Source organism: Limnoglobus roseus (assembly GCF_008254045.1).
Taxonomy (GTDB): Bacteria; Planctomycetota; Planctomycetia; order Gemmatales; family Gemmataceae; genus Limnoglobus; species Limnoglobus roseus.
Genome location: NZ_CP042425.1, coordinates 7,578,302 through 7,602,314, shown reverse-complemented (window position 1 = coordinate 7,602,314; position 24,013 = coordinate 7,578,302). Strand labels below are relative to the sequence as shown.

General features: G+C 69.1%; 17 protein-coding genes and 1 pseudogene. 11 read left to right on the top strand and 7 right to left on the bottom strand.

All coding sequences use genetic code 11. From position 1 onward, the window contains the following. Positions 1-2 precede the first annotated feature (2 nt). Positions 3-533, bottom strand: coding sequence for a helix-hairpin-helix domain-containing protein (locus PX52LOC_RS42135; RefSeq protein WP_246173533.1), 531 nt, complete (start codon positions 531-533; stop codon positions 3-5). Positions 534-958: 425 nt separating this feature from the next. Between PX52LOC_RS42135 and PX52LOC_RS41270 the strand changes: the two genes are divergently transcribed. From PX52LOC_RS41270 to PX52LOC_RS32595, 6 genes are all read left to right on the top strand, one after another. Continuing rightward, entirely contained in the window at positions 959-1,102 is a 144-nt protein-coding gene (locus PX52LOC_RS41270) for a hypothetical protein (protein WP_168219354.1), read from the top strand. A gap of 130 nt (positions 1,103-1,232) precedes the next feature. Next, positions 1,233-1,847, top strand: a complete 615-nt coding sequence (locus tag PX52LOC_RS32615; RefSeq protein WP_149114001.1) for a hypothetical protein — start codon at positions 1,233-1,235, stop codon at positions 1,845-1,847. Beyond that, a complete protein-coding gene (locus PX52LOC_RS32610) occupies positions 1,844-2,971 on the top strand; it encodes an AAA family ATPase (RefSeq protein WP_149114000.1) in 1,128 nt (375 codons plus the stop codon). Before PX52LOC_RS32615 ends, PX52LOC_RS32610 begins: the two co-directional genes overlap by 4 nt. Further along, positions 2,968-3,717 (top strand): hypothetical protein, encoded by a 750-nt coding sequence (locus PX52LOC_RS32605; RefSeq protein WP_149113999.1) that lies wholly within the window; start codon positions 2,968-2,970, stop codon positions 3,715-3,717. The genes PX52LOC_RS32610 and PX52LOC_RS32605 overlap by 4 nt, the downstream gene beginning before the upstream one ends. Beyond that, positions 3,714-6,494, top strand: coding sequence for a hypothetical protein (locus tag PX52LOC_RS32600; RefSeq protein ID WP_149113998.1), 2,781 nt, complete (start codon positions 3,714-3,716; stop codon positions 6,492-6,494). The genes PX52LOC_RS32605 and PX52LOC_RS32600 overlap by 4 nt, the downstream gene beginning before the upstream one ends. Next, positions 6,491-9,268 carry a hypothetical protein gene (locus tag PX52LOC_RS32595; protein ID WP_149113997.1) on the top strand — a complete coding sequence of 926 codons (2,778 nt, stop codon included), beginning with the start codon at positions 6,491-6,493 and terminating at the stop codon, positions 9,266-9,268. Before PX52LOC_RS32600 ends, PX52LOC_RS32595 begins: the two co-directional genes overlap by 4 nt. 1,765 nt (positions 9,269-11,033) lie before the next feature. Here PX52LOC_RS32595 and PX52LOC_RS44225 read toward each other — a convergent pair. The 5 genes and pseudogenes from PX52LOC_RS44225 to PX52LOC_RS32565 form a co-directional block, all read right to left on the bottom strand. Beyond that, a complete protein-coding gene (locus tag PX52LOC_RS44225; protein WP_390637584.1) occupies positions 11,034-11,552 on the bottom strand; it encodes a transposase domain-containing protein in 519 nt (172 codons plus the stop codon). 54 nt (positions 11,553-11,606) lie between these two features. Then, positions 11,607-12,344, bottom strand: coding sequence for an IS66 family transposase (locus PX52LOC_RS32585; protein WP_149113996.1), 738 nt, complete (start codon positions 12,342-12,344; stop codon positions 11,607-11,609). A 393-nt stretch (positions 12,345-12,737) separates the two neighbouring features. Then, a pseudogene (gene tnpB / locus PX52LOC_RS32580) lies at positions 12,738-13,037 on the bottom strand (IS66 family insertion sequence element accessory protein TnpB); the annotation flags it as partial. Positions 13,038-13,101: 64 nt separating this feature from the next. Beyond that, a complete protein-coding gene (locus PX52LOC_RS32575; RefSeq protein WP_149113994.1) occupies positions 13,102-13,311 on the bottom strand; it encodes a hypothetical protein in 210 nt (69 codons plus the stop codon). Positions 13,312-14,026: 715 nt separating this feature from the next. Further along, positions 14,027-15,430: a hypothetical protein gene (locus PX52LOC_RS32565; protein ID WP_149113992.1), complete on the bottom strand. Its 1,404-nt coding sequence runs from the start codon at positions 15,428-15,430 to the stop codon at positions 14,027-14,029. A gap of 387 nt (positions 15,431-15,817) precedes the next feature. On the opposite strand from PX52LOC_RS32565, the gene PX52LOC_RS32560 reads away from it, so the two are divergent. From PX52LOC_RS32560 to PX52LOC_RS32550, 3 genes are all read left to right on the top strand, one after another. Continuing rightward, positions 15,818-16,186 carry a hypothetical protein gene (locus tag PX52LOC_RS32560; protein ID WP_149113991.1) on the top strand — a complete coding sequence of 123 codons (369 nt, stop codon included), beginning with the start codon at positions 15,818-15,820 and terminating at the stop codon, positions 16,184-16,186. A 265-nt stretch (positions 16,187-16,451) separates the two neighbouring features. Further along, positions 16,452-17,606, top strand: a complete 1,155-nt coding sequence (locus tag PX52LOC_RS32555; protein WP_149113990.1) for a hemolysin family protein — start codon at positions 16,452-16,454, stop codon at positions 17,604-17,606. A 54-nt stretch (positions 17,607-17,660) separates the two neighbouring features. Then, positions 17,661-19,898 carry a bifunctional SulP family inorganic anion transporter/carbonic anhydrase gene (locus PX52LOC_RS32550; RefSeq protein ID WP_149113989.1) on the top strand — a complete coding sequence of 746 codons (2,238 nt, stop codon included), beginning with the start codon at positions 17,661-17,663 and terminating at the stop codon, positions 19,896-19,898. A 231-nt stretch (positions 19,899-20,129) separates the two neighbouring features. Here the strand turns inward: PX52LOC_RS32550 and PX52LOC_RS32545 are convergent, their stop codons facing one another. Beyond that, positions 20,130-20,372, bottom strand: coding sequence for a hypothetical protein (locus PX52LOC_RS32545; protein ID WP_149113988.1), 243 nt, complete (start codon positions 20,370-20,372; stop codon positions 20,130-20,132). 140 nt (positions 20,373-20,512) lie between these two features. On the opposite strand from PX52LOC_RS32545, the gene PX52LOC_RS32540 reads away from it, so the two are divergent. Beyond that, positions 20,513-21,463, top strand: coding sequence for an alpha/beta hydrolase (locus tag PX52LOC_RS32540; protein WP_149113987.1), 951 nt, complete (start codon positions 20,513-20,515; stop codon positions 21,461-21,463). Positions 21,464-21,578: 115 nt separating this feature from the next. Further along, positions 21,579-23,861, top strand: a complete 2,283-nt coding sequence (locus tag PX52LOC_RS32535) for an alpha-amylase family protein (RefSeq protein ID WP_149113986.1) — start codon at positions 21,579-21,581, stop codon at positions 23,859-23,861. The last annotated feature ends 152 nt before the right edge of the window (positions 23,862-24,013 follow it).

Genomic DNA, 24,013 nt, shown 5'->3' with positions numbered 1-24,013 from the left:
CCTCACTTCGTCGAGTTCCGGGCCGCCAGCACCCGCTTTCGTTCCGCCGTGTACGCCCACCACGGCTTCTTCGGCGCGCCCTCCATGTACCGGACGGCGGCCAGGAACGTGTCCAGAACGCACGGGTCGTGTCGGCAGCCGGTGATCCGGCACAGGTCGTCGTACATCACATACGGGTCACGCCCGGGCAACTCGGCGGGCGTGGCGATCCCCAACTGGCGCAGGTCGGTGGCGATGGCCGGGCCGACATTGGGGATGTCCTCCAGTCGGGCGGCCACTCGCACCCCCTTGGCCGGTCGTTTCCGGCGTTGAATCATCGCCATCTTGTCCCGTCGGGTTAACGCCTTGATCGCCACTTCTCGCTTCAGGGCCGAGCTTTGGTCGGGCTGTTGTTCTTGGTAAACCAGTGTGACCGGGCCGCGGCTGCGGGTGTACCGAGAAGCGGTTCCCGCGTTGTGCTGTCGGCACCGCCGAGCCACGTCCTTGGTGATCCCCGTGTAGAGCGAGCCGTCGGCACAGCGCACGATGTACACGACCCATGTTTCAACGGACAACGGCGCGGATGGTTGGCGGACCTTACTCGGCATGGGGATAGAGTAACGGAAACGGCGAACCGAAGAGAAGGTCGAATGACACGATCCCCGCCGACCGAACGCCCACCGAGGGCCGGAATCTCCAGTTCCCGCCCGACGAACCGATGCCCTTCGCCCTGATCGAGCGGATCGTGAAACTACGAGTGGAGCGGGACAAGGAGAAGGCGGAAGCGAAACGCCAAAAATAATCTCAGACTGCAAGCGAGCCGAGGGCATCGAAATGAACATCGGAGTTCCATCCCTCTGTGAAGGGTTGCAATGTTACATCGCTTCACCCCCGGCCTCGTTGTTGTCTTGGTTGCCACTACCGTGCTCGCTGCCGCCCCGCCGGACGCCGTTCTATAAAGAGCACGATCGATCAATAGGTGAAGGCGATCGCCAACGCTGAAGGCAAACTTCGGGCGAATCTTGAGAAGGCGTTGACGGAGGCGAAGGACCGGGCGGGTTGGGAAGAGGTCGCGTACCAGATCGACAAGTTCCGCGAGGTAGTGATCAGCAGGTCCGCATGATTAACGAATCTAGCAATCCCTTCATGCGAAAAGCCAGTACCGCGGCGTGTCCGGATGTGACGGACGACGTTCGGTCCGCCGGGGCGTGTAGAATTCCCGAGGATGTGCCCGAAATTTTGAGACGAGTCCCATGCCCTCGTTCGTCGATTGGCTGCGCCGCGTCGTCTTGATGGGCGAGTCCGTCCAAGACGCCCCGCCGGTGCTCACCGAGAGTGATCGGGCGGCCGCGCTCCCGATATTGCGGGCGAGCTTCGACCGGCACTTGCTGGAGGTCGCCGGGCCGCCGCTCGTCTTCGATGCGGCGACGGCCGTGTGGGCCGCGGAAGCGTTGGCCGCCGCCTGTTGGGAACTCGTCGCCGGTGACGTGGGCGAATCTGCCGCCGGGCGTGAACCTCGCACCCCCGGCGAGCATCTGACTGCCGACGTACTTTTGCGGTTCTTGCCACCGGTCTACCGGCGGGCCAAAGCCCGCGACGCGGCGGGACCGCTGGCCCGCCGGCTGGAAACGATGTTGCGGCGGTGGCCGTTGTCCGGCGTGCTGCTCGACCTGGACGGGTCGCCGACGACTCCGTCGGACTTCGCCGGTCACCCGGGGTTACAATTGCTCTACGCCGAGCGGTTGGTCGCCAACCCGCGATCGGGCTGGCTGCCGCCGGCCGGGCCGGGCCGCGATTGGGCCGAGCGAATTTTCGAAGAACGCGGCCGGCCACTGCCGCGCGAGCCGACCGGAGATGTGCCCCTGTGACTGCCGCCCCCTCGCTGCAAGAGGCCGTGACCGACCGGCTGAAGCAAACCTTCGTCGGCCGCGACGAGGTGATCGACCTGATCGCCCTCGCGGCCGTCGCCGGTGAGCACCTCTTCCTGTACGGTCCGCCCGGCACCGCGAAGTCGCTGCTCGTCCGCCGGTTCGCCACGAGCGTGAACTCCCGGTACTTCGAATACTTGCTGACGCGGTTCTCCGAGCCGAATGAACTGTTCGGCCCGATCGACCTCGCCCGCCTCCGCGACGGCGTGGTCGCCACCGTGACGACCGGGATGCTGCCGGAGGCCGAGTTCGCGTTCCTCGACGAACTGTTCAACGCGAACAGCGCGATCTTGAACAACCTGCTCACGGTGCTGAACGAGCGGACCTACCGCCGCGGCCTGGAGACGCACCGGTTGCCGCTGGTCAGCGTCTTTGCGGCGTCCAACCACCTCCCGGAAGACGACGCGCTTCAGGCGCTGTTCGACCGCTTCCTCTTGCGCGTGAAGGTTGATTCCCTCCCGCGGGAGCAACTGCCGGCCCTCCTGACGGCCGGGTGGGAGTTGGAACGCCCGACCGCCGCTGTGTTGACGCGCGGGTCGCTCAGTGCCGACGACCTGCGGGCCATGGCCGACCGCACGCGAGACGTGGACCTGCGCCCGGTGTGGGAACTGTACGCCGATCTGGTGACGAAGGTCCGCGACCTGGGCATCGCCTTCTCCGACCGCCGGGCGGTGAAGGTGCTGAAGTTGATCGCGGCGTCGGCCGTCATGTGCGGCCGGGCGACGGCGACCGCGTCCGACTTGTGGGTGCTACGGTACGTCTGGGACCGCGTCGAACAGATCACGCCGCTGGGCATGTTGGTCAACGGCGTCATCGAACACGCCCCGGAGGCGGCCGAGGCCCACCCGCGGGCACGACGCCCGGAAGAGACCGACGCCGAGTTGCTGGCGCAGGAGTTGGAAGAAGCCGGGCAAGACTTGGGGAAGGGGCCGAAGCTCGTGGAGTTGGCCCGCATCCGGGAGCGCGTGCAGGCGGTGGCCGACCGCGCGAGTTGGGTGGCCGACGCCGAGCAGCGGCGGGAATTGCTGGCACGGGCCGGGGCATTGTTGGAGAAACTCGGATGACGACCGCCGACCGCGACCCGTGGCAGGCGATCACGCTGGCCCGCGTCCCGGCCGCGGGGCTGGCGGCGCTCGCGGCCGTACGGCACCTGCCCGGTGTCGGCGTTCAGGACGACGGCGAGTTTGCCTGGGTCCACTGGCCGGCCGGGCGGCTCGACGTGGTCCACGCCCTCTGGCCGGCGGCCGGCGTACTGTTCCTCCGCCGCGACGGCGACCGCTGGCTGCCGTTCGGCAAACGCCTGCCCACGACCTTGCGACCGCCCGAGACCGATGTGCGGCCCGTGGCCGGCGCGATCGTGCCGGAACGGGTGAACCCGATCCCGCCGCCGGGAGGCCCCGCGGTGACGTTGGAACTTGGCATAGTCCGCGGTGGACCGCCGCGGTCGGCGACGGCCCTCCTCTGTTCCGCTGCGGAACTTGCCGGGTGGGCCGACACCGCCACGACGCGCGAGTTCAGCCGGTTGCGGGCGGCGGTCCGTACCGACCGCGTCCTCGTCCTCGGCGACAAACTACCCGCCATCGCGGCGGCGGCCCGCTTCTGGGGCGACGGTGTCCTGGTCCCGCTCGGCTTTCGCCCCCGTCCGGCGTTGCCGCCTGATGTTCTGCGAGCCGCCGTCGGGGCCGCGCCCGACGACTTGGTGATTTTGCACGAGACTGAGGTCGAGATCGTGCCGAACGCCGCCTTCGCACCCCTGTCGCGGCCGGGCGTTCGGCTGGTGGCCGCGGCCCTCACCCCAAGAACACCGTGACGCCCATCGAGCGTGCCAACACCTACCTGCCCATCCCGCCGAGTTACCGGGTTCACCTCGGCGGGCTGCGGTGGTCGCCCGCGCACGACGCCATCCTCGACTCTGCCGGCAACACGTTCGCGCTCACCGAAGAGGTGGTCCAGGTGTTGGAGGGAGTCTTCGCCCGTAGTCCCGTGCCGGCGTTCGCCTACGTCCTGGTCGCGTTCCACCGCATGAAGCGTGGGCTGGACGACTTGGCCGTCGCTTACGGACGTGCCCGACCGGCCCCCGCCCTCGCCCGCAACGCCGGCCTGCTCATCGCGGAGTTGTGCGGCGAGATGCCGGTGGCGATGGACCCGCCGAGCGTGGACGACATCCGCCTGGCCCTCGACCCCCGCCACCGGACGGCCCGCAACGAAACGCCGCGCACGGTGGTGGTGCCGACGATCTCGCCGGCCACCATCGAGAAGATGCTCGACTCGGCCCTGGCAAAGCACACGCCCAAGATGCTGGCCGCGTGGCTGGAGTACGGCGGGCCGACGCCCACGGCCGTGGGCGAGCAGTTGGCCGAGCCAGTCGAATCACTGCCGCTCCGGATCGGAAAGTTGCTCGCGATGGCCCGGACCCGGCCGCGGTTAACGGGGGCCGCGTGGCTGACGCCGGCCCTGGACGCCGCCCTGACGTTCCCGCCGCGGCGGCCGAAGGCGAACGCCGTCCCATTGGGCGGGTACGCCGACGTGGCCACCCGTGGCCACCCAGAGCGGTTGCTGCTCAGCCAGTTCGCACTCGATTCGGACGAATTCGTCCGCCGGTTCGCGGAGCGGGAGTTGCTCTACTTCCGCCCCGAAGAACCGCACGTGCCGCGGCCGCCCGACCGCGTGTTGGTTCTCGACCAGGGCGTGCGAACGTGGGGGGCCGTCCGCCTCGCCCTCGCCGGCTGCACGCTCGTACTGTTGGCGAAGCCGAGCCGAGCGGCCGGGCGAGTTCACTTCGTCCACACGGCCGCGCAAGACGCCGTGGACCTGACCGCCGCGACGCCCGAGACGTTGGCCGAAGCCCTCCAGGCGAGCGACCTGACGGCGACGCCCGCGGACGCGGTCCGCACGGCCGTCGCGCTGCCGGCCGACGGGCCGCGCGACGTGATCTTACTGACGCACCCGCGGAACCTCGGGGAACCTCGCGTGATCGCCGCCTTGAAGGCGTGCCCGGCTACCGACCGGGCGTTCACGGTGGCCGTAGACGAGGACGGCCGGGCCGAGATCCACGCATGGGGTGACCGCGGACCGGTGGCCGTGCGGTCCTTTCGCGTGGACCTGGCCGGGGCCGAGCGGGCGGGCGTGAAGCCTTCCCCGCTCGCAACGTCCACCGGGCCGACGTGGGTCGGGGACGTCGAGCCAATCACCTTTGCGTTCCGCCCCGGCGTCGTCGCTGAGCCGGCGATGTTCGGCTTCGACGGTCCCGGCGAGTGGCTGGTGGCCGCGGCGAAAGACGGCGTCCTACAGGCTTTCACGCTCGGCGACGAGCCGCCGGAAGTGTTGCCGCGGCCGTTCCGGGACGGGGTGGTGATGGACGCCGTCGAGGCGATCCTCGGTGTGACCGACGGCGTGGTCGTGTGCGGCCGAATGGCCCTCGCAAACCCGTCGGCACTGACCTTCGCACAGACCGTGACCCTTGGCGGGAACCAACCGGTGGTGCTGTCGTCCGCCACCGACCTGGAGCCGGTCCGCTCGACATGGTACGTCGTCGCGCACTACGACCGCGCCCGCCGTCTTGTCACACTCCACCCGTTGTACAAGGCCGACCGGACGGTCCGCTGGTGCGTGAACGCCGCCCGCGACGAGGTCGGCATTTGCCCGATGCCCGTGCGGCACGGCGAAGTGGGCACCGACGTTCACCTGGGCACACACCAACGGCACGAGCGGCCGCGGTTGACCGACTGGACGTCGCGGACCGAGGCCCCGCCGTACCGCCTGCCGGTCTGGACGCGGACATCCACCGACGAGAGCTTCCGGTGCCAGCCGTACCTCTACCTCGAAGGCTCGGGTTTCGAAGTGCGGCTGATCGAGCCGGCGTGGCTGCGGCACGAACCGATGCGAGACGGTCAACCGCTGCTCAACGGCACGATGATCGAATCCGCCTACCTCGCGGGCAACGTGTTGACGCTCGGCACGTTCTGCAAGGGGGAGCGGCGGACACTGGTCTTCCACGGGCCGGACGCCCACCTGCGGTACGATCTGCCGCGAGGGGAGCCGGGGCTGTCGACGGCCCTCTCGCCGGACGGACGCCTGCTGGCGGTGAAGACCCGGATCACGGACGTGTCGGTGCTCGAAACGACTCGCAGCGGCCTGCCGCGGTTGGTCGCAACGACGGCGCGATTGCACAACAGTCTGCTGATCGACCTCCAGGGACGACCGTTCCCGCTGGTGATCCGCGTCGGCGAGTTCACCCACACGTTCACGCTCAACGCGGCCGGCCTCGCCCACGACTTCCAACTGCGGCAATTCGCCAAACCGCGGCGGACCCCGGCCGCCCAAGCCGCGTACGACCCGGCCCGCTTCCCGCCGAAGTTCCAGACGCAGAGCGGCGGCTGGTCGGCCGTCTTCGACCGCCTCGGGCAGGTCGTGCTGCTCGACGGTGCGATGCCGGTGGCCGCGTTCCTGATCCGCCGCGAGCGTGCGGCCGCGTGCGGCCACGGTGGAATTCGATGGGGCGACCCGGTCTTACTCGGCACCCCGCCGACGCCGCACGCGGCCCAAGAGTTCGCGAAGCTGTTCGACCGCGGAGAGAGTTGCCCATGAACCTGCCCCTCCGCCTTGTGAAGCGCGAAACGCTCGGTAGTGCCGACGCGGCGGTCGTGTTCACCGACGACCCGGCCGCACTCGTCGGCGTTTGCGCGAAGTTGCCGGCGTTCCCCACGGTCTTCCGCGTGGCCGGCGGGTTCCTCTTGTTCGCATCCGTGTCGGCGTGGCCGGCCGGCGTCGTGAAGTTGCGGCGGCTCGGCGGCGACCTGTTCGTCCCCACCGACGCCGAACTCCTGCCGCGACTGCTGCCCGACGAAATGGTCGGGCTCACGGAGACCGTCGGCCTCGTCGTGCTGGTCACCGGGGCGCTCGCGTTCGACCCGATGAAACCGCTGTACCCAGCGGAGTGGCTTCGACCCGCCCGCCTCCGCCGCGAGTCGTGGCAGCCCCTCCCCGCACCGCCGGACCGGGCCGAGCGGCTCACGACCATCGAGCGCCCCACCCCGCCGGGGCTGGCCGTCGAGATTCTCAACGAGGGGAAGCCCGACGACGCAAGCCCACTGCCGGAACGGGACGAAGTCCCGGGCGACGGTGGCCGCGTCCCGGACGACGCCCGGCCGCCGTCGGGGTCTTTCCTCGACCGCGTCCGGGCCGGGGCCGCGCTGCGGGTCGGGCAGTTTCTCGCGTGGGCCGGCAAGCAATTGAACGCCCCGGGCCTCGGCAAGCTCGGCGGGAAGGTGGCGCGTAAGGCCGTGGAGCGTGTGCCGCGGCTGACGGAAAAAATCCTCGGCGCGCAAGAGGCCGCATTGCGCCAGGTACTGCGACAGTTGCAGTCCGGGGACGTGGAGGCGGCCCTCCGCCGCGCGCCGATCGCCGTGGGCGACCCGTCGCGCCCCACGTCCGTCGGCACGGGCACGCAGTTGGGCACCCGCGACCCGCGGTTCTCGCTCGCGGCCCTGCTCGGCAGCGGCGGTGGCGGCGGGTCGTGGCTCGGCGGCGGCGACGTTTGGGCTCACCTCGCCGCCGAATACCGCCGCCTGGCCGAAGAGGCCGCCCGCCGCGGGGACGCCCGGCGGGCGGCGTACCTGTACGGCGTGCTGCTCCGCGACGTGCGAGCGGCCGCCAACGCGCTGATGGCCGGCGGGTACTTCCGCGAGGCCGCCGTCCTGTTCCGCGATAAACTCTCCGACCTGTCGGCGGCCGCCACCGCCTTCGAGCGGGCCGGGGACTACGACGAAGCTGCCCGCCTGTACGAACGCCGGGAGGAGTACGAACCGGCCGCCGAGATGTACCGGCGGGGCGGCGACGAGGACCGGGCGACCGTTTTCTTCGAGCGGGCGGCCGACCGGCACAAGGCCGGCGGCCGGTGGCTTGCTGCCGGCGACCTTCTCCGCAAGAAACTCGGCCGCCGCCAGCCCGCGACCGAGTGCTACCGCCGCGGCTGGCGGACCGGCGGCACCGACGCGCGGGCCTGCGGCGAGCGGTGCGTTGATGACTTCTTGGTCGCCGAGTCGTGGGCCGAATTCGACGAACTGATCGACGAGGCGGCCGAGGCGTTCCCGCCCCCCCGCTCGCCGGAGGCGTCGGCGTTCTTCAACTACGCCCTGCACGTCGGCGACGACTTCCTCCCGCCCGCCCACTTCGGCGACGTGCGGGACCGCGTCCGGCTCGCCTTCGCCGAGCACCTGCGGGCCGACGCGACGGTCCGCCAGGCGGGGGAAACGGCCCGCGAACTGTTCGCGCCGAAGGGCGGGTGGACCGGCCCGCAACTCCGGGACGCCGAGTACGCCGCGCGGGCGGCGGCCCGAGTGACCGAATCGCCCGCGCGTGTCAGTGGATCGCCGCCTGCGGGGACTGTCACGGCGGTCGCGATGGCCCGCCTGTCCCGCGACGTGCTCGTGGCCGTCGATGACGAGATCTTCCTCTGGAACAACGCAACCTCGGACCGCACCCGCGTGACCAGTGTTGTCGGAGGCCGCGTGACCGGGTTGGCGATCAGCCCCGACGCGGCGGTGGTGTACGCCCTCTCGGAACAGGCAGACGGCGTGACCCTTCGCTGTTTCACGCGGGCGACCGAACGATTCCGCCACCGCGAGGCCGCCTACCTTCCGCAGGGGCAGTGGCGGTCGCCGACAAGCGACCACCACTGGTCCCTCTTGCCGCAGGTCGAGTTCCGGGCCGGCGAGCCGGTCGTCCTCGTCACGCACGCGTCGGAGCGGGTCGAACTCTGCGGCTACTTCCTGCGGGCGACGACGCGGGCCGAGGGGTACGTGCTGGACGTGACGCCGCGGGCCGACCGGCCGTATCTGACGGGCTCCGCCCCGTACCTCTTCGAGCGGGTCACGCCGGACGAGTACTGGGAGTGGGACGAGGTCTTCTGCCGCCGCGTGGCGGGGCCGAACACGACGCGGTGGGTGACGAACGTGACTCCGGCCGTGCCGGCCGGGGCGGCCCTCGGTCGCCCACCGCTGGACTGCCTGACGCCAGAAGCCGGGTGTCTCCAGGTCGTGTGCGTGACGGGGGATGGGGGCGTGGTTTGGCAAGAGTTCACGACGGACGGGACCGGCCACCCGCGGACCACGCCCGCCCGCCCGGAGGTTCCGGTCCCGGTCGTCGCCGCGTGCCTCTGCGGCCCCCGCCGCGTCGCGGCGGCGACGGCCGCGGGCACGGTCCACTGGTTCCGGGTGGCGGGGGCGCGGCTGGTTTCCGATGCCCGCCCGACGGCCCTCGGCCTGCCGGACCGCGTTGCGTTCCTCGCGAGTGGGTCGACCGCCAGCGAGGTTTACGCCGTCAGTGCCGCCGGCCGGGTGTTACGCCTGTCCGGCCCGTAGCTCTGCGGGCCGGGCGTGGGCCCATTCGATGCGTCGGACGCCCAGTTCGAACCGCACAGAAATCAAGCACCTTGCTTCACAGGGGCTTGACCGACCAGGTTCGCCTACGGGGTGAGCTGGAACCGGCGTCGGCCGTCAGCAAACGCCTCCACGGCCTTGAGGACTTCGCTGAGAAGGCCGGCCGGCTGCACCCCGCAGTTGACCGGCCTCACCCTCTCCCAGGAATGTGGTCGGCGATCCGTGCGGATCGCTCCGCACGGATCGCCGACCATGTCACGGGCCGGGGTTGAACCCCGGCTGGCGGGCGATATTCTGGCGGTCACTGCCCGGATCGCGGGCCTCCCAAGGGGTGACCGCATGGCCACGGGAAAGACGACTTCGCAGACCCCCAACTCACCTTTCTCGGTGCACGGCCGCGGGTCGATGTCGGCGGCCGAGTTGGGCACGGCCCTCGCTGGGCTCAATCGCGTCGCGACCATCACCGTGAACGCCTCGGGCGGGGCAGACGACGGGTCCGTGTACCTCACCGCCCGAGGGGCGTCCCTGGGGTTCGACTTCGACCGCTGGCCCGTCGCCGAGGCGGCGGCCGCCCTCGCCCGGGTCGCGCGTGCCGACACACTGGCTGTCCGAATGACCGGCCCCGGCCCGCTCTCCCTCCAACCCCTGTTCACGGTCCGGGGGCTGAAACTCATCCGCGTCGAGCACGACTCGCACGCCAAGCAGGAACTGGACTGGACCGGCCTGTCCACCCAGACCGGGTTGCGGCGGCTGGAGGTCCGGGCGGGTGTTCTGCCCGAGGGCTTCTGGCGGGAGCTCGGCACGTTGAAGCAACTCCGCGAGGTTCAATTGTGGTGGCCGGAAGGCGCCCGATCGAACCCCGGAAGCCTATCGGGCATGACGGGATTGAAGAAGCTCGCCGGGGTCTGCCTGTTCGACCCGATCCCGGCCGCGTTCCGGGCCCTCGGCCGTTGCCCGGCCCTCGAAGAGGTGCACGTCGACCAGTGCAACATCGACGACACAGCGGCGGCCGGAATCGGGTCGGTCGCCCGGCTCAAGAACGGCCACCTCTGGAACGCCGCGTTGTCGGACGCCGGGATGCGCCGCCTCTGCCGGTGGCCGCGGGTCCGGTCACTGACCCTGGGCGAGAACTCCGACAACCAGCCACCGATCACGGCGGCCGGGTTCAAGGCCTTGGGCCGCCTCACGACCCTGGAACGACTCCACCTCCAAGGGTTCGACCATGTCGCCGCGGCCGGGTGGGCGGTGTTGCGGGGCCTGCCGCGGCTGAAACATCTGAAGCTCTCGACGAGCCCGCCGTTCGACGTGCTGGACGCGGTCGGACCGCTCCGCCGGGTGGAGGAACTGCGGCTGTCCCACTGCAACGGCGTGGGCCCCGCCGGCTACCGGCAGCTGGCCGCCATGCCCCGACTGCGGTCGCTCTCCGTCCGCGCTCACCGCTCCGCCCCGTACTACGTCCCGCTGGACGAGGTGGCCGGCCTCCGCCGGCTACGGTCGCTCGCCCTCGCTGGCCTCCATAAGGCGACCGACGCGCAGGTGGCCCGATTGATCGCGCTGCCCGACCTGGAGGCGTTAATCCTGCACGAGGCCGAGAAGGTCACCGACCAGGGGGTCGCCCGGCTCGCGGGGCTGCGAAGCCTGCGGGTGGTGGTGCTGAACGCGCTGCCGAAGCTGACCGACGGGGTCATCCCAACCCTGACCGGATTCCCGCGGCTCGACACGCTGTCCCTACGGTGCACCGGCCAGGTTACGGACGCCGGGCTTTCCGGCCTGGCGGGCGCCGGTCGGCTACGAACGTTGCACCTGGACTACGCCCGGAACCTGACCGGGGAAACGCTGCTCCGGCTCGCCCGCAAGTTGCCCCTGGAGGAACTGGCGGTCGCCTCGTCGCCGCACGTGACCGACGACCACCTGCTCGAATTGACCGGCCACCCCACCCTGAGGCGGGTCCGGTTCTTAGAAAGCGTCCGGCGAGTTGGTCTGTCGGCGTGCGTGCGGGGTCGGCACCGGTCGGACTACGACGGTCGCCAGCGGTCCGGGAGGAGGTCGGCCACGTCGCGGCGTCGGGCGGTCGGGTCGGGAGATGGGTCAGCAGGTCGCGGAGGTAGGCCCACGGGTCGTGCCCGTGCCGCTTGGCGCTCGCCACCACGGTGAGCAGGACGGCCGCGGATGACAGGCCGTTGTCGCCGCCGACGAACAGCCAATTCCTTCGCCCGACGGCCAGCGGGCGGATGGCCCGCTCGGCCGGGCCCGTTGTCGATGGCAAGGTGATGATCGTCCACGTACCGCACCAGCGTCGGCCACTGGTTGACGGCGGACGTCACCGCCTCGCCCCCCGGGCCCGCCTCGCCGATCCGCCGCTCGACGTCGTAGAGCGTGCGGGCGACGGCGATCGCCTCCGCGGCCCGCGGGTCATTGCCCCTTGCGTCGTGGAACCCGCGGCGGGCGTGCATCCCCAGCCGCCGACGTGTCGCATGCCCCGGTGGACGGAGTTGTACCCGGCGTACGCATCGGCCTGGACGAACCCGGTGAACCCGGCGCGGAACCGCGCCGGGAACTCTTGGGACCGGCCGGGGGTGAGGTCGGACACGATGAACGGGACGGCGGCGTCTCCGAGGTACGCCCAAGCGTAGGCCGTCCGCCGGGGCCGCAAGAGCGTCACGGGTGTCTCGTCGGCGTGGATGGCGTACGACCGCTTCACGCGGGCGACCATCGCCCGGTAGACGGGTTCGAGGGCGGCCGCGCACCCGCGGACCCAGTCGCACAGGGTGGACCGCGGCGCGACCAGCCCGTGCCGGGCGAGGATGTGTTCGAGGCGGTGGAGCGGCAGGTGACCGACGAACTCGGACACGGCGACGTGGGCGAGCAGTCCGGCCGCGACCGACGAGCGGGGGATCGGCTCGGACGGGAGTGGCGGGCGGGCGAACCGCGGGTCGTGGCCGGCCCGCTCGCACCCCGGGCCGGCGAAACTGACCCGAACCGTTCCCCGAACGAACACGGACGCCGGGCGGTCGTCGTACCGCCGGGCCGGCCCGCCGAGGCCGACCCGGACCCGCATCTCGCCGCCGCACGGGCACGCCTGCGCGGCCTCGCCTCGGACAGGTCGATCCCCACCCGCTCGACGGGCAGGTCGGTGGCGACGGGACGGCGACCGTGCCCGCGGCCGCGGGGCGGGTTCGAAGGCGGGTCCGACGGCCGGGGCAACCGCGACACGCCGGCCTCGACGCCGGGCGGGGGCCCGGCGTCGAACAGGGTCGGGCCGACGACCCGCTCGGAGGTCCGACCGAACGCCATCTTGACGAGGCGGTCGATGTGGGCCTGTTGCCCCTCGATCGTACGTCGCAGGTCGGCGACGACGGCGTGCAATTCGGCGACGGTCGCCCGCAGATGGGCATTCTCCCGGTCGAGTTCGACTTCCCGCGGCGTCATGCCGGGGGTACGCGCGACCCGGTCAGACGGTTCTCGGATTCGCCGGGTCGGGCCGGGCGTACCGCTTGCGGGACCGCGCGGCCGCCGGATCGAGGCCGCCGAGGATCATGGCCAGTTGGGCCGCCGGGGTGACGACGACTCCGACGCCGCCGGCGGCCGGGAAGGCGAACGTCCCCCGCTCTAGTCGGCGAAGGTACAGGGCGAACCCGTCCCCGGCCCACGCCAGCACCTTGAGCCGGTTCCCCTTGCGGTTCTTAGAGACGAACAGGTCACCCGACGCCGGGTCGCGGCCGAGGGCGGCGGCCACGACGCCCGCCAATCCGTCGATCCCTTCCGTCCGTCTTGGGGTTCCACGGCCAGGTAGATGGCCCCGGTCGTGCCGAGCGTCAGCACGTCGCCCCCCGGATCGCGGCGACCAGCCGGCCGACGTGGGCCGGGTCGGCCGTGACCGGGACGCGGAGGACGACCCCGCCGGGCCGGACGACCTCGGCCGCCGCGTCGGACACCACCCGGACGGGGACGAACCCGCCGGCGGGGCGGGCGTCGGACGACCGGCCGGGCGTCCGACGGGACTCAGGCCGAGGGCCTTCCGCCACGTGTAGAACCGCTTCTCAGGGAGGCCGCGGGCCGCACAAAATGCCCGGACGGACAGGCCGGACGTTGCGAACGCGGCGACCGTGTCCCGCCAGAATTGTTCGCGGTCGGGACGCTTTCCCTCCTACCGCACGTTACTCCGATGCGAGAAGATGCCCCATAGCGAGAACACGACCTACGGGCTGTGTTCAGCATGGACTGGTTCGGCTGCCACTCGCGTCTGCCGGTCCTTGCGGATGCGTTGCAGGACGCCGGGTGCGAGGACGCGGCAATTCTGACACACTGCTGGGACGACGGGCCGCACATCCGCGGGTGCTGGGTCGTCGACGGCGTGCTCGGGAAAGGGGTGAGTAACTTCAGCCGTTGGAGATGCTCGCGGCGGACGCGAGGATATTCCTGGTGCCGCGGGCGGCCGCGCCTGGATCGCGCACACCAGCCAGTACCCGCCACACTTGAGATCTACGTACCAGCTATCGTGGGACTTCCCGCCCGGCCGTTTCGGGGGCAAATCCCATCCGGTCCGGTACGCCCGACCCCGGCCACCAGTCGCACGACCAGCCCCTATGACCGCGACCGCTTGTTCGTCCCCGCCTCGAACCGGCGAATCGTCGCGAGAGGCACCCCCGCCTTCGCGGCAAGCGATCAGCATCTGATCGCCCGAGGTGCTTAAAGGCGAGGGTCAACCAGGGGGCAGTTGCCTCGCGGCCATGCCGAGCGTTAGTCGGGCACCCGCTTCGCGGTGAACGTGACGCTCCGCACGTCGCCCACCTTCAGCCCTTTGCCGGCGTCCCAGATGAGCGTCTCCCCCGGGCAGACGACCTTCGCGAAGTCGGACTTCTCGATGGCTACGTCGGTCACCTGATACGGCAACAGGTGGCAGAAGATCCGCCACCCGCCGAACTTCTCGGCCGTTCGCTTGTTTCCCTCCCCGACGAAGTTCACCGTCACCGTGTACGTCATCCGGACGACGTCCTTCACCCCGGTTTCGCGCACGTCGAGCGTCTCGGTCAGGGCCGGGTCGCGGGTCTTCTCCACCCGGGCCTCTAACGCCGGGTCGCCGTATAGGACGAAGATGCCGTCGGTGAACGCGGTGCCCTCCCGGTCCCGCCCGGTGACGACGTTCTCCGTCAGCAGGTAGTGGGACCACTGGCGGAGCAGGAACAGCGACTCGGAGAACGTCCACCGTCCTTCCTGCTTCAAGAACCAGTCGGCCATGTTCCAGTTCAACTCGTACCACGTCGACTGGACGGCACCGACGTACTGTCGGGTGCCGTTCTTCATCCACGCCAGGGCGTAGGAGTCCTTGAAGTTGTTCCGGCCGCTGTTCACGACCCCGGTCAGGCAGTTGCCGACCGCCCAGTACACCTTGGGCCGCTTCCCGGCGAGCGGCAGGTCCACGCCCGAGGCCGTCATGGCGAGTTTGCCATCCTTCGCGGTGAGGAATCCCTTGCCGCTCGGGTACATGAGCATCCAGTTATTGTGGCCGCCGTGCCCGGACCCGATAATCAGGTCGAACGAGTCCTCGGCCAAGAGTTTGTGGACCAGCTTGGCGTCGTCCGCGTCGCTCGTCGGTCCGCCAGTCTTAACCGCGAAGTCCGTGCCGACCTTCTTCGCCCCCAGTTCCCCGCGGTCGCGGGTCCACTCGGTCACGTACTCGCCCTCCGGCACCCAGTTCAGCCACGGCCCGAGGGTCTTGGTGAACGCCCGTCGGATCACCACCGGCTCTGCCGTCGCGAGTTCCATCGCGTGGTCCGCGTCGAGCCCGGTGAGGATGCCCCAGATGGCGTCCACGTACGGGTCGTCGTCGAGCGTGCGGCAGAACTTGTTCGCCACCGCGGCGAAGGCCGGGAAGTCCTCGGTCGGCGGGCAGACGAAGCAGACGTACCGCGGGCGGTACGCCCCGACGTCCTTGCGGACGTCCTCGGGGGCCTTGTCGTAAGCGAAGGTCTTCGCCTTGTGCTTGGTTTCGAGGAATTTGACGACCTTCCCCCACGGCCCGGCGGCCACGCCCTTGTTGACCACAACCGCGTACCGCCCGACCGGCTCGGCGGCCCAAACAGCTCCGGCCTGTGTGAGCCAGCCGACCGCCGCGACGAGTACCAGAACGAACCATCGGGTCATAACAATCCCCCGTGAAAGACAGTTGAACGCTCCACTTCCTTCGGGCCATGGTTACACCCTGCACCCCGGAGCAGGGTGGCCACCCGACACCGGAAGGACCGCGGGTGAAACCGTTGTCAACGTAAGCAAGTCTCCTCAAAAGACCAAGATTCGGAATGTGGGGGCGTTACTCATTCACTCAAAACGGCTTAACGTATTTGACGCTATTCGGCGGCAGGCCCGGCATCCTCTTTACCGGGTAGGACGGTCGGAATATTTTCTGGACGAAAATTTCTTTAACCTTCACAATGATCTCCGACCGAGATGTATGATCTGTCAGCCCGTATCGATATGATGAATAGGACCATCCGCGATGAGTACGACAAACAAGGGCACCCGATCCACCCCATGATGCCGGTTGCTTTCTCCGATCTCCTGGTTCCTCGTTTCGGGCTGCGCATCTTCAACCAGTTCCGATCTTTCGTAATCGCCCTCCAGTTTGTCGCCTACAAACTCGCCCTCGTGCTCGTGCTGGCCACGTCCGGTTTCAGCGGTGGGGTCGTCGAGGATTCTGCCGAGTCGACCGAGACGCTCAAAGAACTGGTCTGTGTTTCCTTCACCCGTCCACTGCCCGTTACCGATACGACTGCGGTCAGACACCCCGTCATTCGAACCGCCGCGGGCGTGGTCACGCCCGGTGCGACCACGCCGTCCTTCCCGTCCCGTCACCTCAGCCACTCGCTGCCCAACGGGCTACGCGCTCCCCTTCGCTGTTAATCGCTCTTTCCACACGTTCCTCGCCACCGACTTTCGGGAAAGCCCTTAGGGCCTCCCGGAGTGTTGATGCCCTTCCCCGCTTCTGAATTGATCCGCGGTCGCCTGACTCGTTGCGAGTTCGGCTGACGCCTCGGGCCGTTGCTGTCCCCGACGAGTTTGACACGCCGCGATAACACCGATCGTCCGGTAGCCCTTACCCGTTGAAAGGGTCGGGCCGCTCCCGTGGCGGTCGGCTCATCCCCCGCGAACCTTCAGAGGACGAACGATGGATTGCTTTGCGGTGGCCGCCCCGCCCGACGTCCACTGGGCGTGGACGGTGCTCTCCCTCCTCAGCGTGCCGGCCTTGGTCGCCTTGAACGGGTTCTTTGTGGCCGCCGAGTTCGCCCTGGTCGGGGTCCGGAAGACGCGGGTCGAGGAGATGGTCCGGCAGGGCGTGCCGCGGGCGGGGGCCGTGCGCGAGGCGGTCGGCCATCTCGACCGATACATCGCGGCGACCCAACTGGGCATCACGCTCGCGAGCATCGCCCTCGGGTGGCTCGGCGAACCGGCTCTGTCGCGGGTCGTCGAACCGGTCCTGGCGATCGGACTGCCGGCGGAGTGGGCCGGGCCGATGGCTCACACGGTTGCCGTCGCCATCGCGTTCGGCCTGATTACCTTCCTGCACGTCGTGTTCGGGGAACTCATCCCGAAGACGCTGGCGCTGCAGTCGCCCGACCGAACATCCTTGTGGGTGGCCGCCCCGCTCGTCGTCTTCGCCCGCCTGGCGCGGCCGGCCATCGCGGCCATGAACGGGGTCGGGAACGCGATCCTCCGACGGACCGGGCACGAACCGGCCGGGGGCGAGGCCATGCTCCACTCGGTCGAGGAGTTGGGCCTGCTGATCGAGCAGACCGAGGAAGCCGGCGTCTTGTCCCACCAACAGGCCGAGTTCGTCCGCAAGGTGTTCACCCTGTCCGGCAAGCGGGTCGGGGATTGCCTGGTGCCCCGGGAGCGGGTGGCCGGGCTGGCACTGGGGACGCGGCCCGACCAAGTCCTTGAGATCGTCCGGCGGGGGGCGCACACCCGAATGCCGGTGTACGCCGGCGACCTCGACAACGTCGTGGGCGTGGTCAACACGAAAGACTTGTTTTACCTGTTCAGCCTGAAAGGGATCGTGGTCCTTGAAGACGCGCTGTACCCGCCGCTGTTCCTCAAGCCCGAGGACAACGTGGCCGACGCTTTGGAATTGTTCCGGCGGGAACGCCGGCCGCTGGCCGTGGTCCGCGACGCCGCGGGCAAGACCGTAGGGCTGATCACAATGGAAGACGTTTTGGAGCAGATTGTCGGAGAAATGGAGGACGAGCACGACCGGCCGACGCCGAAGTTACGGGTCCGCCCCCGCCTACCGCTCCGACTCTACGGAAGTCCGCCCCCGATGTGAACCGTCCCTCTCCCCCTACCCGAGTTATCCCTCCCCATTACGGAGAAGCATCTGATGCCTTTTTCGAACAGTACCTCGCCCCCGTCTGTAACTCGCGACATTGCGGCCGGCGTGGTCGTGTTCCTGGTCGCGCTGCCACTGTGCCTCGGCGTGGCCCACGCATCCAACGCACCGCTCATTTCCGGCCTGCTGGCCGGCATCATCGGCGGCATCGTCGTCGGGCTGATCGGCAGAGCCAACGCCACCGTTAGTGGCCCGGCGGCCGGGCTGACCGCCGTGGTCGCCGCTCAGATCACCACCCTCGGATCGTTCCCGACGTTCCTTCTGGCCGTTGTCCTGGCCGGGGTCCTGCAAATCATCCTCGGCCTGCTCCGCGCCGGCTTCCTGGCGGCGTTCGTCCCGTCGAGCGTCGTTAAAGGCCTTCTCTCCGCCATCGGGATCATCCTCGTGCTAAAGCAGGTTCCCCACGTTCTCGGTCACGACACCGACCCCGAAGGGGAAATGGCGTTCGTCCAGCCGGACCACGAGAACACCTTCACCGAGTACGCACGGCTGGTCGGCGACATCCAGCCCGGGGCGGCGGTGATCGGCCTTGCGTCCGTGGCCCTGCTCGTGGTCTGGGGGCGGTGGAAGCCGCTGAAGCAGTCCCCCGTTCCCGCCCCGCTGGCCGTCGTGCTGCTCGGCGTCGGGGCCGCGGCGGCGTTCCGCGCGATGGGGTCGCCGTGGGCGATCGAACGGAGTCACCTCGTCCAGGTGCCCATCGCCAACGGGCCGGGCGGGTTCTTCGACCTGCTCCAACTCCCGGACTTTACCCAGTGGGCGAACCCGGCGGTCTACCTCGCCGCCGTAACCCTCGCCGCCGTCGCGTCGCTCGAAACCTTGGTGAACCTGGAAGCGGTCGACAAACTCGACCCGCTTCAGCGGAACTCGTCGCCGAGCCGCCTACTCTTCGCCCAGGGCATCGGTAACGTGGCCGCCGGGTTGATCGGGGCTCTCCCGGTTACGGCCGTCATCATCCGCAGTTCGGTGAACCTCAACGCGGGCGGGCGGACGAACATTTCCACCATCGTCCACGGCATCCTACTTTTCGCCAGCGTGGCGTTCCTACCGGCGTGGCTGAACTTCATCCCGTTGTCGAGTTTGGCCGCCATCCTGCTGGTCACCGGCGTCAAACTGGCCAGCCCGGTGCTGGTGCGGCAGATGTGGGGCGAGGGCCGCCACCAGTTCATCCCGTTTGCCCTGACCGTCGCGGCGATCGTCCTGACCGATCTGCTCGTCGGCATCCTTCTCGGGTTGGCCGTGAGCACCGGGTTCATCCTCTGGAGCAACGTCCGTCGGCCCCTTCGGGTAATCGTCGAGCGGCACCTCGGCCGGGAGGTCGTGCGGGTCGAACTCGCCAACCAGGTGAGCTTCCTGAACCGGGCGGCCCTGGCCCGGGTGTTCGACAGCGTGCCAGCCGGCGGGCACGTGCTCCTCGACGCTCAGCAGACCGACTACATCGATCCGGACGTGCTGGCCTTGATCCGCGAGTTCGACGAGCGAACCGGCCCCGCTCGGCGCGTGGAGGTCAGCCTCGTCGGGTTCCGAACCGAGTACCGGTTCGAGGACCGGACGCAGTTCGTGGACTACTCGACCCGGGACCTTCAGACAGCCGTGACGCCGGCCCAGGTGCTGCAAATTTTGAAAGACGGGCACGAGCGGTTCCGCACCGGGCGGCGGTTGACGCGCGACCTCGGCCGGCAGGTGGCCGCCACGGCCGCCGGCCAGCACCCGCTCGCGGTGATCCTGAGTTGCATCGACTCCCGCGCGCCGGCCGAAATCATCTTCGACCTCGGCGTCGGGGACGTGTTCAACGTCCGGGTGGCCGGGAACGTGACCAGCCGGAAGATCCTCGGCAGCGTGGAGTACGCGGCCGCCGTCGCCGGGGCGAAGCTGATCGTGGTGATGGGCCACACGCGGTGCGGCGCGGTGGGCGCGGCCGTCGATCTCGCCCGCTCGGGCCGAACAGCGGCCGAGGCGACCGGGTGTCAGCACATCGATCACATCCTCACGGACATCCAGCAGTCGGTGGCGTCTGCCCCGCCAACGGCCGATCCACTCCCCCCGGCCGAGCGGGCGGTCCTCGTCGACACCGTTGCGCGGCGAAACGTCCAGCACACGGTCGAGACCATGATCCGGGAGAGTGACGCGATCGGGCGCCTCGTCCGTGAGGGCCGGGTGCGGGTCGTGGGCGCGATGTACGACGTGGCGACCGGCGGGATCGAGTTCCTCGGTGGGCCGTCGGCCGAGTAAGCCGGTTGGGGCCACTTTCGTGCGGGGTCGCCCGCCGCAATTGATGGCCAGCGATGCGGATGTCGGTCCGCCACTGCGGTGGATCGACATACACTCGTACGGGGCGCGTGAAAGTGAAGGCACGCCGAACGAGTCTCCGCGAATGACAGGGTGCACGTTGAACGGTTGTTCAGTAGGTACCGCCTGCTCTCAGCAAGGTTTCATCGAATGCCGCTTGCGACGCCGTCCGGCTCACGCTAGAAGGTGCCGTCCTTTGGACTGACTCGTCCGCTCACTGCCCGAGGTCGGGGCGAGTTCCGGGAGTTCCGAGGGACACGCGGGGCCGGTACGGAAGGTGGGACTGACCGCCCCGGCCGGCCCCGCCTTCGCCGTCACTTCGGCCGGGCCGTATTCTTCGATCAGGCTCCGTTCCACCACAGCCAAGCCCGGCTCCCGCGTCGGGTCGATGCCTTTCGAGACGAAGTAAGCCACCATCAGCTGGTCGAGAGATCACGCGGGATCGAAGATCAATTGCTTGGCCCCGAGCGACGCGAACCGGTACACTTGTCGCGTTCCGTCGGCGGTCGGAACTTGATCCAACCGATTTCACCCGCAGCCCTTTTTCGGAGAGAGCGATGAGCGTGGCATGGACCCGTTCCCTTGGTGTCGGAATGCTCTGCGTCCTCGGCTTCTGCCCGGGCCAACCGGCCCGCGGGGCGGATGAGAAGGATGTGTTGTCGCTGCCGGACCCCAAGCCGTTGGTTCCCGGCGCGAAGGTGGTGACCCTCTGGCCGAAAGGATCGCCCGCCCTGCGCGCCATGCCCGGGTCGGACAAGCCCGAGCAGTTCAACATGGCCAAGGGGCGAACGGATCGCATCAACTCGGTGGAGAACATTCACAACCCGTCGATCGAAGTTCACTTGGCACCGGCGGACAAGGCGAACGGGACGGCCGTGATCGTGGCGGCGGGCGGGGGGAACAAGACGTGCAACGTCGGGGCGGAGGGGACGGACATCGCCGACTGGCTCAACGGGTTGGGCGTCCACGCCTTCATCGAGCGATACCGCCTCAAGCCCTACGACTCGACCAAGGACGCTGTCGCAGATACCCAGCGATCGATCCGCACCGTCCGGGCGAACGCGAAGGCGTGGGGCGTCGACCCGAAGCGGGTGGGCATCATGGGCTTCTCGGCGGGCGGGGAGCAAGCGGCCTGGGTGACGCTGCGGTTCGACGACGGGAACGCGAAGGCGGACGACCCGATCGAGCGGGAGAGTTGCCGGCCGGACTTCTCTGTGCTCGTGTACGCCGGGTGGGCGCGGATGGACCTGACCAAGGTGCCCAAGAACGCTCCACCGACGTTCCTGACCAGCGCCGGCGTCGATGATGCGTTCCACGCCCGGCAGACGGTGGAGTTCTACGACGCGCTGTTCAAGGCGAACGTCGCGGCCGAGTTGCACATCTACGCCCACGGCGGGCACGGCGGGGCGATCAGCCCGCGAAAGGGCATCCCGTTCGGGACGTGGCAACTCCGGTTCGTCGACTGGGCGAAGGACCTCAACTTGCTCAAGGAGAAGGGAGCGAAGTGAGACCGTTCGCCGGGGCGGGATCGCTGGACGGTGGCTCGGTCTCCTCGTCGTCCGGCGGTGCCCGGTGACGGGTATACTGGGCGGGTTGTCGCCCGCCCCTCGATCCTGGTGCCCCATGCCCTCTCGCCTCGCTGCCACGCTCGCACTCCTGTTCCTCCCCGCCCTCGCGGCCGCCCAGGCGAAGCCCCCGTTCGGCGAGCCGCTCCCTCCGCAGCCGTTCGAGCAGTCGCCGTTCCGCCCCGTCGCCGTTCCGGAGTGGGTCCGCGGAACCACCGGCGTCGGGTACACGCTGTCCGGCCTCGACACGGCGGGGCGAACCGCCGCCGTCAAGCACGGCGTCACGATTAGCGAGATGGGCTTCGTCGATCCGTTCTACCCGTATTACGACAGCGCCTTGCTCAAGAAGCGCAGCCCGCACGTCGGCCTCGACCGGTTGCCGAGGGACATCGCCGAGTACCAGAAACTCGGCCTCCGCATCCTCGGCGTTTACCCGCCGACGCTCCAGGGCGAGGTGTACGAGGCGCACCCCGACTGGCGGCGCATCCCCACCGACACCACGACCATCCCGCAGGTAGACATGAAGAAGTTCGGCCACGGCGGGATGCTCTGCCCGCTCGGCCCCTACGGCGACTTCTTCATCGACGTCCTCGCGGAAATCCTGGAGAAGCACCCGGCGGTGGACGCCTTCAGCTTCGACGGGTTGCACCACGGCGGCGTCTGCTACTGCGAGCACTGCCGCAAGAACTACAAGGCCGACACCGGCAAGCCGATCCCACCGAAGCCGGACTTAAACGACCCGGCGTTCCGCCGCTACCAGCACTGGGCCGACCGCCGGCTTGAGGCGCTGGTGGCGAAGGCTCAGGCCCGGCTGAAGGCGATCAAGCCGGACGTGGCCCTCGTGACGTGGACGACGAACGCCGGGCGGTACGGGCACTTCCTGAGTTTGCCCCGGAACATGTCGGCCCGGATGAACCTGCTGTTCGACGCCCCGGACCAGGAGTTCTGGGCCGACGAGAGCAACCGCGGCAACACGGTCGTGCCGGCGTTCGCCAACGCCTACGCCTGGGCGGTCACGAACCACCGCGTCGCGTTCAGTGAGCCGTACCTGATGAGCCACGGCAACCCCTACGGCAAGGACAGCTTCCCGCCGCACGAGATCGAACGCCGGATGATGCTCTCCCTGACACACGGGGCCGGTCCGAGCATCGCCGTGGCGCAACCCAAGCGGTTACGGGCGGCGGTGGATCACGGTCTGGACGAGGTACTTCGGCGGAAGCCGTGGCTGACCCACAAGTCGCCGGAGCCGTGGGCGGCGCTCCTGATGAGCGACAACACCCGCACCTTCTACGGCCGCGAGGCGGGGCGGGTGGAGGAGCGGTACCTGGCGGGCGTGTTCGGCACCTTCCGGGCGACACTGGAAGAGCACCTGCCGACTACGGTCATCAACGACTGGAACCTGACCGCGGACGAGTTGAAAAAGTACGCGGTGCTGATCCTGCCGAACGCGGCGAGCCTCGACGACAAGCAGGTGAAGGTCATCGACGAGTACGTCCGTGGCGGCGGCGGGGTGGTGGCGAGCGTGGACACGTCGCTATTCGACGAGTACGGCGACCCCCGCGCCAAGTTCGCCCTCGGCGAATTGCTCGGGGTCGAATACCTGGGGTTGCCCACGGCCGCGGGTGGGAAGGCCGATCTCGACGTGAACTTCGCCAAGGGCATTGGGCCGGACTACTGGGAGAAGCGGAAGAACGTGTTTGACCTGACGCTCGGCGTGTCGTGGCTGAACGCTGGCAAGTTGAGCGAGTATGTCGGCACGGAGCCGGTGACGTTCAAGGGGCCGGCCGTGCGGGTCAAGCCGGCGGCGGGCACGCAAATCCTCGGCACCCTGCGGGTGAAGGGCGACCCGAAGGCAGAGCCGTTCCCGGCCGTCGTCAGTCGCACCCACGGCCAGGGGAGGGTCGTGTACCTGCCGGCGGGCATTGATGCGGGGTACTACCTGTACGCCTACCCGTACCAGCGGTGCCTGGTGGCGAACGCGATCCGCTGGGCGGCGAACGGGGTCAAGCCGCCGGTTACGGTGACGGCCCCGATGTGCGTGCAGTCCACGGTCATGCGACAGACTAAGGACGGCACGCGACGGCTCATCGTCCACCTGTTCAACGACGTGAACACGACCGGAGGGAAGGCCTATCCCGTGGACGACGTGCCGTTGCGGGAAGAGGTGCTCCCGGTCCACGACATCCGCGTGACGTTTCGCCCGGGGTTCAAACTCGGCCCGATCCGCCTGCAACCCGACAACACCGAGTTGAAGGCCACGGAGACACCGGACGGAGTCTCCGTGGTGGTGCCGAGATTGGACGTCCACGCGATGGTCGTGGTCGAGCTGGCTGACAACTGAAACCATCGTCCCCATGTTGAACTCAGAGTTGGATCGCAAACTCCCATGTCTCGCGTGCGGCCACAAGTTTCGTGGCCACACGCGAGGCTTATTGAAATGATCGAATCCCCATCCCTGTGAAGAGGTTACTACTTCCAGAGAAACCTCCAATC

Excerpts from the sequence above, each read along its gene's own strand:
- PX52LOC_RS32560 (WP_149113991.1), top strand. The coding sequence starts at position 15,818 with ATGATGCCGGTTGCTTTCTCCGATCTCCTGGTTCCTCGTTTCGGGCTG.
- PX52LOC_RS32555 (WP_149113990.1), top strand. The coding sequence starts at position 16,452 with ATGGATTGCTTTGCGGTGGCCGCCCCGCCCGACGTCCACTGGGCGTGG.
- PX52LOC_RS32540 (WP_149113987.1), top strand. The coding sequence starts at position 20,513 with ATGAGCGTGGCATGGACCCGTTCCCTTGGTGTCGGAATGCTCTGCGTC.
- PX52LOC_RS32550 (WP_149113989.1), top strand. The coding sequence starts at position 17,661 with ATGCCTTTTTCGAACAGTACCTCGCCCCCGTCTGTAACTCGCGACATT.
- PX52LOC_RS32585 (WP_149113996.1), bottom strand. The coding sequence starts at position 12,344 with ATGCGGGTCCGGGTCGGCCTCGGCGGGCCGGCCCGGCGGTACGACGAC.
- PX52LOC_RS32615 (WP_149114001.1), top strand. The coding sequence starts at position 1,233 with ATGCCCTCGTTCGTCGATTGGCTGCGCCGCGTCGTCTTGATGGGCGAG.
- PX52LOC_RS32565 (WP_149113992.1), bottom strand. The coding sequence starts at position 15,430 with ATGACCCGATGGTTCGTTCTGGTACTCGTCGCGGCGGTCGGCTGGCTC.
- PX52LOC_RS32535 (WP_149113986.1), top strand. The coding sequence starts at position 21,579 with ATGCCCTCTCGCCTCGCTGCCACGCTCGCACTCCTGTTCCTCCCCGCC.
- PX52LOC_RS32545 (WP_149113988.1), bottom strand. The coding sequence starts at position 20,372 with ATGGTGGCTTACTTCGTCTCGAAAGGCATCGACCCGACGCGGGAGCCG.
- PX52LOC_RS32605 (WP_149113999.1), top strand. The coding sequence starts at position 2,968 with ATGACGACCGCCGACCGCGACCCGTGGCAGGCGATCACGCTGGCCCGC.
- PX52LOC_RS32595 (WP_149113997.1), top strand. The coding sequence starts at position 6,491 with ATGAACCTGCCCCTCCGCCTTGTGAAGCGCGAAACGCTCGGTAGTGCC.